The organism is Arthrobacter sp. CC3, from assembly GCF_039907775.1.
Classification (GTDB): domain Bacteria; phylum Actinomycetota; class Actinomycetes; order Actinomycetales; family Micrococcaceae; genus Arthrobacter.
Genome location: NZ_JARCCY010000007.1, coordinates 158793 through 173729, shown reverse-complemented (window position 1 = coordinate 173729; position 14937 = coordinate 158793). Strand labels below are relative to the sequence as shown.

The 14937-nt window shown below is 63.4% G+C and carries 12 protein-coding genes; 4 read left to right on the top strand and 8 right to left on the bottom strand.

Translation table 11 applies throughout. The features are described from left to right. Positions 1 to 157: 157 nt before the first annotated feature. The 4 genes from PV761_RS06250 (at position 158) to PV761_RS06235 (ending at position 3897) form a co-directional block, all read left to right on the top strand. A complete protein-coding gene (locus PV761_RS06250; RefSeq protein ID WP_347895226.1) occupies positions 158 to 535 on the top strand; it encodes a DUF2255 family protein in 378 nt (125 codons plus the stop codon). A gap of 36 nt (positions 536 to 571) precedes the next feature. Continuing rightward, positions 572 to 1543 carry an aldo/keto reductase gene (locus tag PV761_RS06245; RefSeq protein WP_347895224.1) on the top strand — a complete coding sequence of 324 codons (972 nt, stop codon included), beginning with the start codon at positions 572 to 574 and terminating at the stop codon, positions 1541 to 1543. Between the two features lie 43 nt (positions 1544 to 1586). Then, positions 1587 to 2954, top strand: coding sequence for an MFS transporter (locus PV761_RS06240; protein ID WP_347895222.1), 1368 nt, complete (start codon positions 1587 to 1589; stop codon positions 2952 to 2954). Between the two features lie 82 nt (positions 2955 to 3036). Further along, positions 3037 to 3897: a helix-turn-helix transcriptional regulator gene (locus tag PV761_RS06235; RefSeq protein WP_347895220.1), complete on the top strand. Its 861-nt coding sequence runs from the start codon at positions 3037 to 3039 to the stop codon at positions 3895 to 3897. Between the two features lie 140 nt (positions 3898 to 4037). On the opposite strand, the gene PV761_RS06230 is transcribed toward PV761_RS06235, so the two are convergent. The 8 genes from PV761_RS06230 to PV761_RS06195 form a co-directional block, all read right to left on the bottom strand. Next, a complete protein-coding gene (locus PV761_RS06230) occupies positions 4038 to 4928 on the bottom strand; it encodes an NAD(P)-dependent oxidoreductase (protein WP_347895218.1) in 891 nt (296 codons plus the stop codon). A gap of 18 nt (positions 4929 to 4946) precedes the next feature. Further along, entirely contained in the window at positions 4947 to 6866 is a 1920-nt protein-coding gene (locus PV761_RS06225; protein WP_347895216.1) for a TRAP transporter large permease subunit, read from the bottom strand. 104 nt (positions 6867 to 6970) lie between these two features. Beyond that, entirely contained in the window at positions 6971 to 8008 is a 1038-nt protein-coding gene (locus PV761_RS06220; protein ID WP_347895214.1) for a DctP family TRAP transporter solute-binding subunit, read from the bottom strand. A gap of 95 nt (positions 8009 to 8103) precedes the next feature. Then, positions 8104 to 9456: a Gfo/Idh/MocA family oxidoreductase gene (locus PV761_RS06215; RefSeq protein ID WP_347895212.1), complete on the bottom strand. Its 1353-nt coding sequence runs from the start codon at positions 9454 to 9456 to the stop codon at positions 8104 to 8106. A gap of 488 nt (positions 9457 to 9944) precedes the next feature. Further along, positions 9945 to 10970 (bottom strand): substrate-binding domain-containing protein, encoded by a 1026-nt coding sequence (locus PV761_RS06210; protein ID WP_347895210.1) that lies wholly within the window; start codon positions 10968 to 10970, stop codon positions 9945 to 9947. A gap of 257 nt (positions 10971 to 11227) precedes the next feature. Further along, positions 11228 to 12160 (bottom strand): amidohydrolase family protein, encoded by a 933-nt coding sequence (locus tag PV761_RS06205; protein WP_347895208.1) that lies wholly within the window; start codon positions 12158 to 12160, stop codon positions 11228 to 11230. Between the two features lie 199 nt (positions 12161 to 12359). Beyond that, positions 12360 to 13430: an ABC transporter permease gene (locus tag PV761_RS06200; protein WP_347895206.1), complete on the bottom strand. Its 1071-nt coding sequence runs from the start codon at positions 13428 to 13430 to the stop codon at positions 12360 to 12362. Further along, a complete protein-coding gene (locus PV761_RS06195) occupies positions 13427 to 14932 on the bottom strand; it encodes a sugar ABC transporter ATP-binding protein (RefSeq protein WP_347895204.1) in 1506 nt (501 codons plus the stop codon). Before PV761_RS06195 ends, PV761_RS06200 begins: the two co-directional genes overlap by 4 nt. Positions 14933 to 14937 lie beyond the last annotated feature (5 nt).

The following is a 14937-nucleotide window of genomic DNA, read 5'->3' as shown; positions in this document are numbered from 1 at the left end:
TACCTGCATGCCGTGCGGAAGGACCTGCTGAGACATGGTCTGACAGGTCCTGTTTCGCCCCTTTGGACTCTCGTAACGTGGAACAGACGAACCCCGGAAAACGCCCTTCACCAAGTCCTCGGTGCGCCCGGAACAAACGACAGACGGAGAACCACCCATGACCGCCTGGAACGACATTGAACTTTCATCGATGGCTGCGGCCGATGACCTGCACATCTCACCGTTCCGTGAGGACGGCATCACCTACGGCACGCCCACCTGGATTTGGTCCGTTGTCGTTGCAGGACAGCTCTACGTACGCGCTTACAACGGGCAGAATTCCCGCTGGTACCGCTCGGCAATGAGGCAGAAGGCCGGCCGGATCCGGATCGCAGGCACCGATCACAAAGTCCGTTTCACACCCGCCGCCGATGACGTCCTCGGTGAGGTGGACACCGCGTACCGCGCGAAATACGGCACCAACAACCCCTACCTGCCACCGATGTTGCGCACCGGTCCACGCTCCGCGACCGTACTCATCTCCCCCCGCAACTGACACACCTTGAAGACCCCTAGAGAAGGAACCCCTGCGATGGAATACAACCGACTGGGTAACACAGGCCTGAAAATCAGCCGGCTTGCGCTTGGCTGCATGAGCTACGGGGACCCCACCGCACCGAACGCACATTCCTGGGCGCTGACCGAAGACACCGCAGGGCCGTTCTTCCGTCAGGCCGCCGAACTGGGTATCACGTTCTGGGACACTGCCAACGTGTACCAGGCCGGCACCTCCGAGGAATTCGTCGGGCGGGCAATCACTGAGTATTCGCGGCGCGAAGACATCGTTCTGGCCACCAAAGTGCGCGGCAAAATGCACGACGGGCCAGGTGGTGAGGGCCTGTCCCGCAAAGCCATCCTTGAACAGCTCGATGCCTCGCTCACCCGCCTCGGCACGGACTATATCGACCTGTACCAGATCCACCGTTTCGACGACGGCACCCCGGTCGAGGAAACCATGGAGGTCCTCCACGACGTCATCAAGGCCGGCAAAGTCCGATACATCGGCGCCTCCTCGATGTACGCGTGGCAGTTCGCAAAGCTCCAACACGCGGCCGACCTTGGCGGCTGGACCAGGTTCGTGTCCATGCAGAACCAGTACAACCTGCTCCGCCGCCAGGACGAACGCGAACTCATGGCCATGTGCGCAGACATGGGCGTCGGCCTGGTGCCGTACTCACCCAACGGCAAAGGCCGCCTCGCACGGCCAGTGGGCGAACAGAGCACCCGCTCCATCACTGACAAGGTGGTCCAGTCATTCGACAGCGAACACGACGAGCCCGTCATCAACGCAGTACAGAGCCTGGCCGGCGCCCGTGGCGTGAGCATGGCACAAATCGCCCTGGCATGGGTGCTGCGCAACCCGATCGTCTCGGCGCCCATCGTCGGCGCGACCAAGCCGCACCACCTCCAGGAAGCGGTCGACGCCCTGTCCCTGGAACTCAGCGATGAGGAAGTCCAGACGTTGGAGGCCCCGTACGTCAACCAGGGACCAGCCTGGTACTGACGAACCTCAGCTACCCACGCCGCCCCTTGAGAAGGAATCTTCTGTGAACTCCACAACCACGGTCGCTGCTGCGCCGGGACTACGCCATTCGCGGGCCGCACTCTTCGCCGCCGTAACCGGCTTCTTCGTGATCACCCTCGACGCCGTTGTAGTCAACGTTGCCCTCCGCGAAATCAGCCTCGACCTCGGCGCCACCCTCACCGGGCTGCAATGGATCGTTGACGGTTACACGCTGCTGTTTGCGTCCTGCCTCCTATCTGCCGGAGCGTTCTCTGACCGGATCGGGGCGCGGCGCGCCTATGCCTTCGGCATGGCGGCCTTTGTCATCACGTCGCTCGCGTGCGGGCTGGCGCCCACAGTCGCTGTGCTTATATTGGCCCGGATTCTGCAGGGAATGGCAGCCGCGGTGATGCTGCCCGCATCCATGGCGCTGATCGGTGAGGCGTTCCCCGACCCGGCGAAGCGCGCACGCGCCGTCGGCATGTGGGCGATGGGTGGTGCGCTTGCGTCGATCTCCGGGCCCGTGCTCGGCGGGATGCTCTCTCTCGTAGACTGGCGGCTGATCTTCCTGGTCAACCTTCCGGTCGGAGCCGTGGCGCTGATCGCGCTTCGCCGGGTTCCGCGGTCGGCGCACCGATCCGTTCCGATCGACTGGGCCGGCCAGCTCACCGCTGTCACTGCCATGGGCGCCTTGACCTACGGTGCCATCGAGGCTGGCGCGGTCGGGATTGCGGCCCCGCAGACGCTCATCGCCTTCGCTGTTGCTGTCGTGGCCGGGGCAGGCTTCATCGCCGCGGAGCGCCGCGGTCAGCACCCGATGGTTCCGCTCCCGCTCCTTCGCGACCGCACGATGGCCGTCTCGATCGGCGTCGGTTTTTCGTACATGGTCGGATACTTCGGCCTGCCCTTCGTCATGAGCCTCTATGCACAACAGGAGCGCGGCCTCTCACCCGTCGAGACAGGAGCGGTCTTCGTTCCGATGATGCTCGGAGGTGCGGTTCTGACACCGTTCATCGCCAGGCTCTCCGAGCACTTCGGCGCCCGCACGCTCATCGCCAGCGGAATGACAGTCATGGCCGCAGGACTCGCAACCATCGCCTTCCTCCCGGCCGCGATACCGGTCTGGGTCCTCGCCGCCGTGATGATCCTGGTCGGCCTCGCCGGCCCGCTGGTCATCCCGACCATCACCGCCGTGCTGCTCAACAGCTTCGACGCGAAGCGCGCCGGCACCGTCAGCGGCATCTTCAACACCAGCCGCCAGATTGGCGGAGCCCTGGCCGTCGCGGTGTTCGGATCCCTGCTGGCCCGCTCAACAACATTCCTGCAGGGCTTCTCCACCAGCCTGCTGATCGCTGCCAGCCTGGCGCTCGCCATGGCAATCGTTGCGACCCGCCTCCCGCGCAATGACTGACAACAGGCGCCGGGAGGGCCCGGCAGGTCCTGGTTCGGCAGGTCCTGCCCGGCATCAAGGATCCGGGCCTACCCTTGGAGATATGGATTCCCGGTCTGAGATCAGCAGCTTTCTCACCTCCCGCCGCGCCAAACTCACCCCGGAGCAGGCAGGTGTCCCGCTATACAGCGGCAGCCGCCGCGTCCCCGGCCTGCGACGCGAAGAGGTAGCGCACCTCGCCGGTGTCAGCGTGGACTACTACGCCCGGCTCGAGCGCGGCAAGATCTCCGGCGCATCCCGCGAAGTCATGGAAGCCATCGCCCGGGCACTGCAGCTCGACGAAGACGAACGCGACCACCTCCTGGACCTCGCCAGGCTCACCCAACGCCGGTCCCCGCGGCGCAAACTCTCCAACCGCACCACCGTCAGGCCAGGCATCCAACGCGTCCTCGACTCCATCGAAGCCCCGGCTTTCGTGCAGAACGCACGCCTGGACCGCCTCGCCTCCAACCGGATCGGCCGCGCACTGTACTCGCTGCCCGAGGACGGATCACGGGACCGCTTCAACTACGCTCACTACCTCTTCCTGGACGCACGGGCGCCACGATTCCACCGCGACTTCGACACAGCCAAACACAACGTCGTCGCACTCCTCCACGCCGCGACGGCCCGGGACCCCTACGACAAAGAGCTCATCCACATCATCGGCACCCTCTCAACCCAAAGCGAGGAGTTCCGCGCGCTCTGGGCCTCCCACGACGTCTTCCGGTACCGGTCCGGGGCCAAGATGCTCACGCACTGCGCCGTCGGCGATCTCGAATTCGGCTACGAATCATTCGAACTGTCCACCGACCCTGGCCTTGTCATGCTCGTCTACACCGTCGAGCCCGGATCCCCGACCGCCGACGCCATGCGGATACTCGCCAGCTGGACGGCCCCCACCATCCACGCCCACGGACGTTGACGTTCATCTCGGGGGAACGATTCCGCTGAGGCCCTACATCTCTTAGATGTTCGTGCTTCCTTACAGTCTGTCAGTGCGTGGATTGCACCGTGATGAAGAGGCCCTATCCACGTCAGCGGCCTGGTCCTTAGGTTGGCCGTTTAGGTCCGCAGGGTCCGGTAGATCCCTGAGTGGTCCAGGTCCCCGTGGCCGGCTGCGATCATGTTTTCGAATGCGCTTTCGAGGCAGGCCGCTAACGGGAGTTTGAGTCCTTCATACCCTGCAGTTTCGGTGATGAACCTGAGGTCCTTGAGCTGGTTTTTCGCAGATCCGCCGCCTTCGAAGTCCTGGTCGATCCAGCGCCGTCCCTTTTGGCGCAGGACTTCGGAGTTGGCAAGACCCCCGGCCAGGATAGTTTGTACCTTCTCAAGGTCCAGGCCGGCGGTGCTCGCCAGGGCCATCGCCTCGGCCAGAGCTGTAACGGTGGCGGCAACGACGATCTGGTTGCATGCCTTCACTGTTGACCCGGCACCCGTCTCGCCGAACCACGTGACTGTCGAGCCGTATAGGGCGAACAGCGGTTTAAGGCGTTCCACTGCGTCGCCGGGACCTCCAATCATGATGCTCAGTCTGCCCTCCTCTGCGCCAATAGTGCCTCCGCTGAGGGGGGCGTCCACGACCGTGACGCCCCAGTTGTGCAGGCACTCGTCGGCGAATTTCGCGACTGCCACGGGTGACACCGTTCCGTGGATCACGAGGGTTGGATGCTCTGTGCCGGCCGTCTTCCATCCTGCCAGCAGTCCTTCCTCACCGTGAAGCAGGGCTGCAACCTGGGGCAGGTCGGGCAATACAGTCAGCACGATCTCACAGGCCGCGTCAGCCGGACGGGTCACGACGGTGCCCCCGCCAATCGCGTTGGCTTTTTCCGGTGTGCGGTTCCACAGCGTCAGGGGCACCCCCGCTGCGATGAGGTTGCGGGCGATCGGCGCGCCCATGGGCCCTGTTCCCAGCAGGGCCACGGCTGCGGGCAGCCCGATGGAAGAAGCATCCATTGTTGACTCTCTCCTGGGTTAGAAGGGGATGAGCCCGGCAAGTGCGGGGAGGAAGGTGCTGAACCAGGGAACGGCGGCCAGAACGAGGAGTCCGACGAAGACTGCCGCGAGATACGGCCAGAAGTGCTTGAGGCTGTTTTCGACTGTTTCGCGGGCGGTGGCGCAGGCGACATAGAAGCCGACGCCGGCCGGTGGTGCGAAGGAGCCGATCCCCATGGAGATGATCAGCACCATGGCATACTGCACCGGGTTGACGCCAAAGTCGATGGCGATGGGCAGCAACAGCGGGGCGAAGATAAGCACGGCCGGAAGGCCCTCAAGCAGTTGGCCCATGATGATCAGCAGGATGATCGTGAATAGCATGAACAGGAGCGGGGAATCGCCGAGCCCGGACATCAAGTCGTGGATTTGCTGGGAGACGCCCGCCAGGGCGAGGGTCTGGGCCAGGGGCGAGGCGGCGGCGATGATGAAGAGCACCATGCCCGCCGTCGTCGTCGTTTCGCGCAAAGTGTCCCCGAGGAGTTTCTTGCTGCCCCGCCGGTAGGCGGCGGCGAGGACGAAGGCATAAGCGACGGCCACGGACGACACTTCGGTGGGAGTGGCAAAGCCGCTGAGGATGCCCACCACCATGCCGACCGGCAGGAGAAGGGTGGGCAGGGCGAAGAATGTGGCTGAACCGCGGGCGCGCCAGCTGGCCTTGGGGCTGGCGACGCCGCCCTGCTTGCGTGCCCGCAGAAAGACGAGGGCCATGACGACGAGAGCAAGGAACGCCGCCGGGACGAAGCCGGCCAGGAACAGCGTGGTGGTGGAAATGGTGGTGATGGATCCGAGGATCAGGAGCACGATGCTCGGCGGGATGGTTTCGCCCATGATGGCCGAGGCGGACAGGACGGCGACGACTTCGCCGCGGGGGTATTTGCGTTCTTCGAGCATGCCGCGCATGGTGGTGCCTACTGCCGCGACGTCGGCCACCTTGGACCCGGAGATGCCGGAGAAAATGTACATGGTCACCACGACCACCTGCAGCAGGCCTCCGCGCAGGTGCCCGATGAGCGCGTCGACGAGCTTGGCCAGGGGAAGGGTCAGCCCGGCGGAGTTCATAATCGTGCCGGCGAGGATGAAGAACGGGATGGCCAGCAGCACGAAACCCTTTGCGCCGGAGGCCATTCCGATCGGGATCGCGCTGACGTCTGAGATGCCGCCGAGGTAGAGATAGATTCCGGAGGCGAGGGCCAGGACGAAAGCGATCGGGAGGCCAAGGAAGAGCAACAGGAACAAGACCGCGAGTACAACGCCGAGGAGGACATTCGGCGGGGCGTAGTAGAAGAGTGGCGGGGCCAGCATGACGACGGCGACCATCCCCGCTGCGATCCCGGCGGCGGCCAGGACTGCCCGGCGGTCCTGGCGCCATAGCTTGATCAGCGCGAACCACGCAATCAGCACCATGCCGCAAGAGAACGGCAGGGACACCCAGAAAACGGGCAGCTGCAGGACCGGGGTTTTTTCCTCGATCTGCTGGGCAAGGGTAGGAACGAACAGGGCAAATGCCCCAGCGCTCATGACGAAGACCAAGCAGTCGACCAGGGCGGCCAGGTAAGGCTTCCACGAAGCGGGGAGGCGCATGATGAGGGCCTGGACGGACATGTGCGCGCCCTTGGGGTAGGCGATGGCACCGCCGATGAACGCGATGGTCAGCAGCGCGATTTCAGACACTTCCTGGGTCCAGAGCACCGAATCGCCGGTGACGAGCCTGACCGTAATGTTCAGCAGGATGACGACGAGCTCCGCCAGGATGGCTGCGCCGACGGTCCATTCCAGGACCTTGTCGAGCCAGACAGCGCCGCTCCAGCCTGGGGGGACGTGACCGTGGTGCAGGATCTCTTCCGCGTCGGACGGAAGGACCTCCTCGAGTTCCTCGGGTGCCAGGGTGTGTTTCATGTTCTTCCAGACTGTCGACGTTGAGAGCGGATGTTAGTGGAGGCGAAGCCGATATTGGTGGGAGGGCCGGGGCGCCGCCTTGCACCCGGCCCTCCCGTGCGGGGCTACTTGGTGGTGGTGAAAGCGACGGCCTGGTCGAAGAAGTCCTTGCCGATCAGCTGGGAGAACGTCGGGTAGAGGCTCTTGGAGACCGCTTTGAATTCCTCCAGCCCGGAAGCGCTGAGCTCGTTAGATTTCATGCCCTTGGCGGCGAGTTCCTCAAGCTGCTTCTTGGACTGCTCGGCGTCATAGCCTGTCTTGAAGGTGGCGGTTTCCGCCGAGGCGTCCGTGAGGGCCTTCTTCTGGTCATCGGTCAGGGTGTCCCACTTTTTCGAGGAGAGGGCGAGCACCCATGCGTCGTTGATGTGGTTCGTCAGTGAGACGAACTTCTGGACTTCGGAGAACTTGTTGGTCCAGGGCACCTCAATGGGGTTTTCCTGGCCGTTGATCGTTCCCGTCTGCAAGCCGGTGAACACCTCGGAGAACGCCATGGTGGTGGGGCTGGCGCCGAGCTTGCTGAAGTAGTCGGTCCACAACGGGTTGCCGGGGACCCGGATCTTCAGTCCCTTGAGATCCGAGGGCTGTTCGATCGGGCGAACGGAATTCGTGATTTCCCGGCCGGTACGGGTGAGGAAGGAAAGCGCGACGGTGTCTTTGGCGGCGAGCTTTTCCTTCAGCGCCTGGCCGGGCTTGCCCGCCAGGAATGCCGCTTCCTCCGTGGTGTCCTTGAAAAGGTACGGAATGCTGATGGCGTTCATTTCCGGAACGACGGCGGCGTACACGGACGTCGAGAGGATGAGCGCGTCAAGGGACCCGCCCTGCAGCCGTGTCACGGCCGCGTTCTGGTCTCCGCTGAAGCTCGTTCCGTTGGGAACCACGGTGACTGTAACGGACCCGTTGGACGTTTTCTTGACCTGGTCGGCGAAGTGCTGGGCTGAGACCCCGACGGAGGACGTGAGCGGGTCGGGGATCGAGAGCTGGATTTTGGCCGGTGGTGCTCCAGCGCCCGCCCCGCCGGGGGCTCCGGAGGCACATCCGGCGAGGACTGAAGCGGCGAGGGTGCATGCCAGCACTCCGGTGAGGGCGCGGGTTATGGATTTCATGTGATGCCTTTCTTCATTGGAAGGAGTCTTAGTCCGGAGGCGTGAACGATATCGGTTGACGTTCATTTGCCGCGCCCGGTTTGCTACTGGGAGGGTCAGGCGTTGATCGCGGACTGTGCGACGAGGGCTTCGGTTTCCCGGCGGACCTCCAGTGCCTGGGCCAGGGAGTCGTCCATGATGACGTCGTTCCAGCCGACGATTCCGCCCTTGGGGATGTCGTTCCGCAGTTCCACGTGGTGGGCCAACGCAACGGGCAGGGCACCGGTTGCGACGGAGTGCCTGGCTGAAACCAGCTGGCCCCAGACCGTGTACCCGCCTTCGCCGTCGAGGAATTCACCGGCTCTGAGGTCCTTCTTTGCTGTGGCGACAACATCGCCGAAGAACCCGACCGGGGAACCTGTGGAGATCCCGCGGAGGGCTGCGTTGGCGATGGACATGTTCAGTTCCAGGCCGACGTAGTGGTAAGGGCGGTACAGCGCCGCGTACTGGCCGGTGGGGTCCGGGTGCCAGGGGTACTCGGTGAAGCAGCCGGACACGTATTCGTTCGTGGCCTTGACGACGACGAACACGCCTTCCTGGGTGTTGTGCGGGATCCAGGTACCGTCGCGCTTGACGCTGGACATTACGTCAACGGTGCCTTCGTGGGCGAGGACTCCCCCGACGTCGGCGGGACGGCAGATGGTGGCGATCTCTTCGACGTCGCCCGGCGTGAATGTTAGCCCGGTGTCAGACGGTACCAGTCCGGCGCCGTTGGCCACGGCGGCCATCTCGATGGAGGCCTTTGTGCCGTCGCGGAAGGAGGTGTGCATGTTCGGGTTCAGTTGCCCGGAATCGGTGAGTTCCTTGGAGAACTCCCAGTTCTCCCAGACGTTGTCCGGGTTCATCTCGTGATAGTGCTCGAGGAACTTCGCGCCCTTGCCCGCGCAGACGACATCGAATCCGCTGGTCCGCGCCCAGTCGACAAGTTCCATGATGAGGGCTGGCTGATCGCCATAGGCCATGGAGTAAACCACGCCGGCGGCTTCCGCGCGCTTGGCCAGGGCCGGACCGGCGAGGGCGTCTGCCTCCACCGTGACCATGATGATGTGCTTCTTCGTCTCGATGGCACGCAGTGCGTGTTTCACGCCGACGATCGGGTTTCCGGTGGCCTCGACAATGACGTCGATGTCTACATTGAAGAGCTCGTCCGCGTTGGCAACGATCGTTGTGGAGCGGTCCTTGAGGGCGGTCGCGATATCCGGTGCGATCTGGCTCTTGGGCCACCCGACCAGTTCGAAGGCACCCTCAGCACGCTTGACGTTGATGTCGGCGATCGCCACCACGTGGATGCCCGGGATGTTGTTTGCCTGGGCGAGGTACATCGTGCCGTAGCGGCCGGCTCCGATGAGCCCGACCCGGACCGGGCGGCCTTCCTGCTCGCGGTCGCTAAGAAGCTTGTGGAGGTTCATGGGGATCTCTCTGATTGACGTTCCACGGCGAGTAGGACCCTCCGCCTGACCGGCGGAGCAACTTCTTCGTCGCAAACTGGAGTTTGTGGGACCGGAGTGGAACCGGTTCCACTTTTGTACCAGTCGGGTTCAGGCCATGTCAACAGTGCCGGTCCTGAAAGGAGAAAATCGCCGAACGGAAACTATGGCACCAGTGGCGGTATGAGGGAATCACGGGGCATGAAGTCGGGCCGGTAGCTGGGCGCCATCTCTCCACGGAGGTGATGTTCGGGCCCGGAGCCAGGGCCTTGCACGCGGTGCAAGGCGCCAGAACGCCGGCAACGGCTATCTCCCCGCCTGCCGGTACCCGCTCAGGTCGCCGGGAGACGGCCCTGGGGGGGCACAACTCGGGCGGGCAAGGAAACCACGAGGCGCGCCGGCAGTTGAGTGGTTCGGGACCAGGGCGGCCGGGGCCGTTTCCCTGCCCGGGATCCGCCGGCGCGACGCTTCTAGTATGCCTTGGGCGCTACGACACTGGACCGTTCGACGAGCTCGGCGTCGACGCGGACAATTGTTGGTTTTCCGGTAGTAGTGCCGTTAGCGTTGGAGAGCGCCAGTTGCACGGAATGTCTGGCCAGCATATCGATTGGCTGGCGAATGATCGTCAGCGGCGGAGTCATCAATTCTGTCCACGGGGAATCCTCGAACACGACAACGGAAAGCTCGTCCGGAATGGAGACCCCGGCGTGTACGAGCCGGCGCAGCACTGTGGTGACCTGGGCGGTATTGGCCACCACGAGGGCAGTGGGCGGGTCCTGGAGATTGAGCAGGGCCGTGACGGCGTCGCCACCCGCAGTTCCTCGGAACGCCGCGGATCGGATCAGTGCGCTGTCCTCGCTCAGACCTGCTTCCCTCAGTGCCTCCCGGTAGCCCGCCACCCGGTCCCGCCCTGTGGTTGAGGTGGCGGGTCCGGAGATAATGGCAATGCGACGGTGCCCGTGCGCAGCCAGCAGGGCAGTTGCCGACCGCGCCGACTCGATATTGTTGATGCTTACGACATCAACTTCCGGCATCTCGGGGATTGAGCGGTCGACGAAGACCACACCCGTGCCCAGGCCCTGGAGCTTCTTCCAGATTTCGAGGTTGTTGCCGGTCGGCGTCGCTATGATGCCGCTGACCCTTCGCTCGATGAGCGTGGCGAGCCGTTCGGACTCGAGCCGGTCATCCTCCTGTGTTGTCATCAGAAGGACCTGAATGCCGCGGGCATGGGCTTCTTGCACCACGTGGTCGGCCAAGCGGGCAAAGAAGGGATTGGAGACGTCTGCGAGCAGGAGTCCGAGGGTTGTGGGAGGGCCGTGCTTCAGTTCCCTAGCGGCTGTTCGGGGATGGTACCCGAGGGTTTCCATCACGTCGTTGACCTTGCGTCGGGTCAGGGCCGCAACGGGACCCGAGCCGGGATTGAGGACCCGGGACACGACGGCGACGGACACGCCTGCGGCCTGGGCAACATCTCGGATCGTAGGTTGCTTTTGCACGCTTGCTCCTGGTTCTTTTCTGGCCTCTCCCCGTGCCTTAAGGCGACTTTTTCAGATCAAGGTACTGACTCTGAGGATAAGGTATGACACAAAGTGTAACCGGTTCCATGATCCAGAACTTCAGGTTCTCTGAACCTTCTCCCATACTTACCCGCTTCATGGGAAGCGATGGTCCTCTGGTCGCGACATGCTGGGCACTTTGTTCATCCGCTGGTGGCATGGAGCACCCCCGCCCGGCGTGAGGTCGGGGCCGGCTATCACTGCCGGGTGTGCGCCCTGGGAGGAGTCGCTGCCGTGGTTCCGACGCGGTATGTTTTCCTGGCCGTGTCGGCGAAGAGTTGTCGGCGTTCGTCGGAGGTCAGTGCGGCGGTTATCTCGTCGAAGGCGGCATAGAGCGCGGCGAAGCTGGAGTAGAGGCTGTCAACCGGGAAGTTGCTTCCGAACATGGTGCGGTGGGGACCGAAGACGTCGATGGTGTCCAGGATGACCGGTCGGATCGATGCTGTCGTCCAGGAGTGGTCGTTCGTTCCGAGGGCGGAAATCTTTGTGACCACGTTTGGCTGCTTTGCCAATTTTTTCAGACCGGCTTTCCACTCCCGGAGGGACGCGGGATCGCGGTGAATGGGCATGCCCGCGTGGTCCAAAATGATTGTAGTATCGGGGTGATTCGCGGCCAGCTGCGCGGCCTGGTCCAGTTGCTCGGGGAACACCTGGAGGTCGAAGGACAGGCCTAGCGTCGAAAGATGCGAGAAGCCTTCCAGCCAGCAGGGGTCCGTGATCAGATCGCGGCGGGACGTGTGGGTGTATCGGGGGTCCGGGTGCCAGTTGAGGATGTCTCGGATGCCGCGTACTGAAGGGATTGCCGCAAGGCGTTCCAAGCGGGATAGTACTCCCGGCTCGACCAAGGAGGCTTTGGCTACTTGAACGGACGGCAAGCCGCTGTCAGCGTGGACGTCCTGGATCCACTCTGCTTCCCAGATAGGATCGGCAGCCCCGTTCTCAACATGGACTGACCCGGCCAGTCGCAATCCCTTGGCGTCAGCGAGGTAATCCCCGATGAGGTAGTTTCGCCGGAGCGGCCGATCATCCCCGTGGTAGCGGAACGGTTCCGCCGGGCCTTGGAGCCACGGGTATGACCGGGCGTAGTTGCACAGGTGGTGATGGGCGTCGACGATATCGAAATCGAGCACTGAGATCTCCTAATTTCCGGGCGGCGTTCCCTCGGCTTGACCATGTAGCCTGCGCCCTGCGGATTTGACCGTTGACGAGCCGGGACCCCGCAGTACGTGAAGCTGCGACAGGCGGCCACGGACTTCTCCGCGGCCGCCCGTCCCCGCCCACGCAGGCGCGGGGGCATCCTCCCGGGCACCTTCACCGGTTGGGGTTCGGTTAGGCTGCCGCTTCCTTCTTTTGAGGTGATTTCTTCTTAAACAATGGCCAGCCTTTGCTGGTTTGATCGAGGGCGACGGCGATGACGACCACGAGGCCGGTGACGATTTGTTCGTAGAAGCTCGGTACGTTGAGCAGGACCAGCCCATTGGTGAGCGCACCCAGGATCAGGGCCCCCACCAGGGTCCCGGCGATTCGTCCCTCGCCGCCCATGAGGTTGGCTCCGCCGATCACCGCGGAGGCGATGGCTGTAAGCAGGTACGGGCTACCGGCGTCGGTTTGAGCCGCGTTGATGCGGGCTACGATGACCAGTCCGCCGATTCCCGCGAGTACGCCGGAGAGAGCATAGACGGCGATTTTCACCCTGTCGACGCGGACACCGGAGAGCCAGGCCGTTTCTTCGCTGCCGCCGGTGGCGATGACGTTCTGCCCAAACACGGTGCGGCGCAGCAGCAGCCAGCAGAGAACGGCCAGAACCGCCACGAGGATGACCGCGACCGGGATGCCGGCGACGTAGCTGTTGAGCATGAAGACGAAGTCCTTGGGGATGTTGTAGACCGGCTTCCCGTCGGTGACAACGTAAGCGAACCCTTGGTAGATGCTCATCGTTCCGAGGGTCGCGATGAACGGGGGCAGCTTGAGTTTGGTTATGAGGAGGCCGTTGATGGCGCCGCAGACCAGGCCAAGGGCAATGCCGGCGAACAAAGAGAAGATGGGCGAGGTCCCGGCGTTGACCATGAGGGTCGCGGTCGCGATCCCGACGAAACTCGCGATTGAACCGACAGAGAGGTCGATGCCGCCTGTGATGATGACGAACGTGATGCCAAGCCCGATGATGGCATTGACACTGGCTGAGACAGCGATGTCCCGAAGGTTGCCGGAAGTGAGGAAGTTCTGGTTCAGCAGCCCGAAGATGAGGAAGATGACCACAGCGGCGATGTAAATCCCCAACGCCTGAAGGTTGAGCGTCGGCCGGCGGCGTTTATCGGCTGCGGGCTCGGACCGTTCCTTCACAACGGTCTTCTGGCTGTCATTACCCGGGTCATTCTTGGGCAGGGTTGGCTGGCTCATGTCGTTGTTCTTTCTGCGATGCCCATGGCGTTGGCCACGAGGCTGTGTTCATTGATGTCGTCGCCGGTGTGTTCGGAGACGAACTGACCCTGCCGCATTACTTTGACCCGATCGCTGAGGGAGATAATCTCCGGCAGGTCGGAAGAGACTACGATCACTGCGCTTCCGGCGTTGGCCAAGGCGTCGATGAGTTCGTAGATTTCGACCTTGCCGCCGACGTCCACGCCCTTGGTGGGTTCATCGAAGAGGAATACTTTGGTGTTGCGCCAGGTCCACTTGGCGATCACGATCTTTTGTTGATTGCCGCCAGAGAACTGGCGGGCGTTGAGGCGAACATTTGCGGGCCTGAGTGACATCCGGGCCGCAGCTTCTTCCGCGGCCGCAATCTGCTTTCGGAGGCTAATCATCGGCCCAAAACCGTTGAACTGCCTGTCCGCGGTCAGGGCGATGTTGAAGTAGGCGGGAACCTGCAGGACCAGACCCTGGTGTTTGCGTTCTTCGGGGATGAATGCGATGCCAGCGTTTCTGCTGTCCCTTGGCGATCGGATCCGGCGTTCCTTGCCGTCAACGCTTATCGTGCCGGTGCTGCCTTTGTCGGCTCGGATGATTGCACGCAAGAATTCGGTGCGGCCTGAACCGACCAGCCCGGCGATCCCCAAGACTTCACCGGCCCGCACGTCCAAGGCAAGGGGGCCCCCACCGCTCGGGTGGCTGACCTCCGACGCGGAAAATAGGACCGGAGCGCCCGGTGGAACCGGGTGCTGCCGTTTGAACGACAGCAACTCCCGGCCCACCATGTTTCGTACTATGTCCCGTTCGGATGTCTCCACAATCGGCCGGGTGTAATTGACGGTGCCGTCACGCAGGACCACGACCTTGTCCGAGACGCTCATGACCTCGGGCATCTTGTGTGAAACGTAGATGATGCCCACCCCGCGGGTGTGGGCGATCTCCCGAACCCTGGTCAGGACGCCTTCGACGTTGTGTTCCAGCATGCTGGTTGTGGGTTCGTCGAGGGCAACGATTTTTGCGCCGAAGGCCAACGCCCTGGCGATGGTAAGGGCGTGGCGTTGGGCCGGGCTAAGCCCCCGCACCGAGGCTTTCGCCTTGAGCGGGAATCCCATTTGGGCGACGTCGGCCAGTGCCTGGTCGATGTCCTTGCCGGCGTCCCTGCGTTGGCGTGCTGTCCGCCCGAGAACTAGATTCTGCTCCACCGACAGCTGCGGCACGATGGCCGGCTCCTGATGGGCGATTCTCACCCCGTCAGCCAGTGCCTGCCGTGGTGAGAAATGCGCCCGTCGCGTGCCGTCGATGATCACTGAGCCGTGATCGGGGACAAGAGATCCGCCGAGGATGGCGAGCAGCGTGCTTTTGCCGGCGCCGTTTTCCCCCGCCAGCGTGCAGATTTCGCCCCTTTCCAAGGTGAAGCTGACGTCGTTCAGGGCCCGGACACCGGGGAATGATTTCGCGATGTTCTGCAGCTCTAGCAGCGGAGCAACCATGGTCC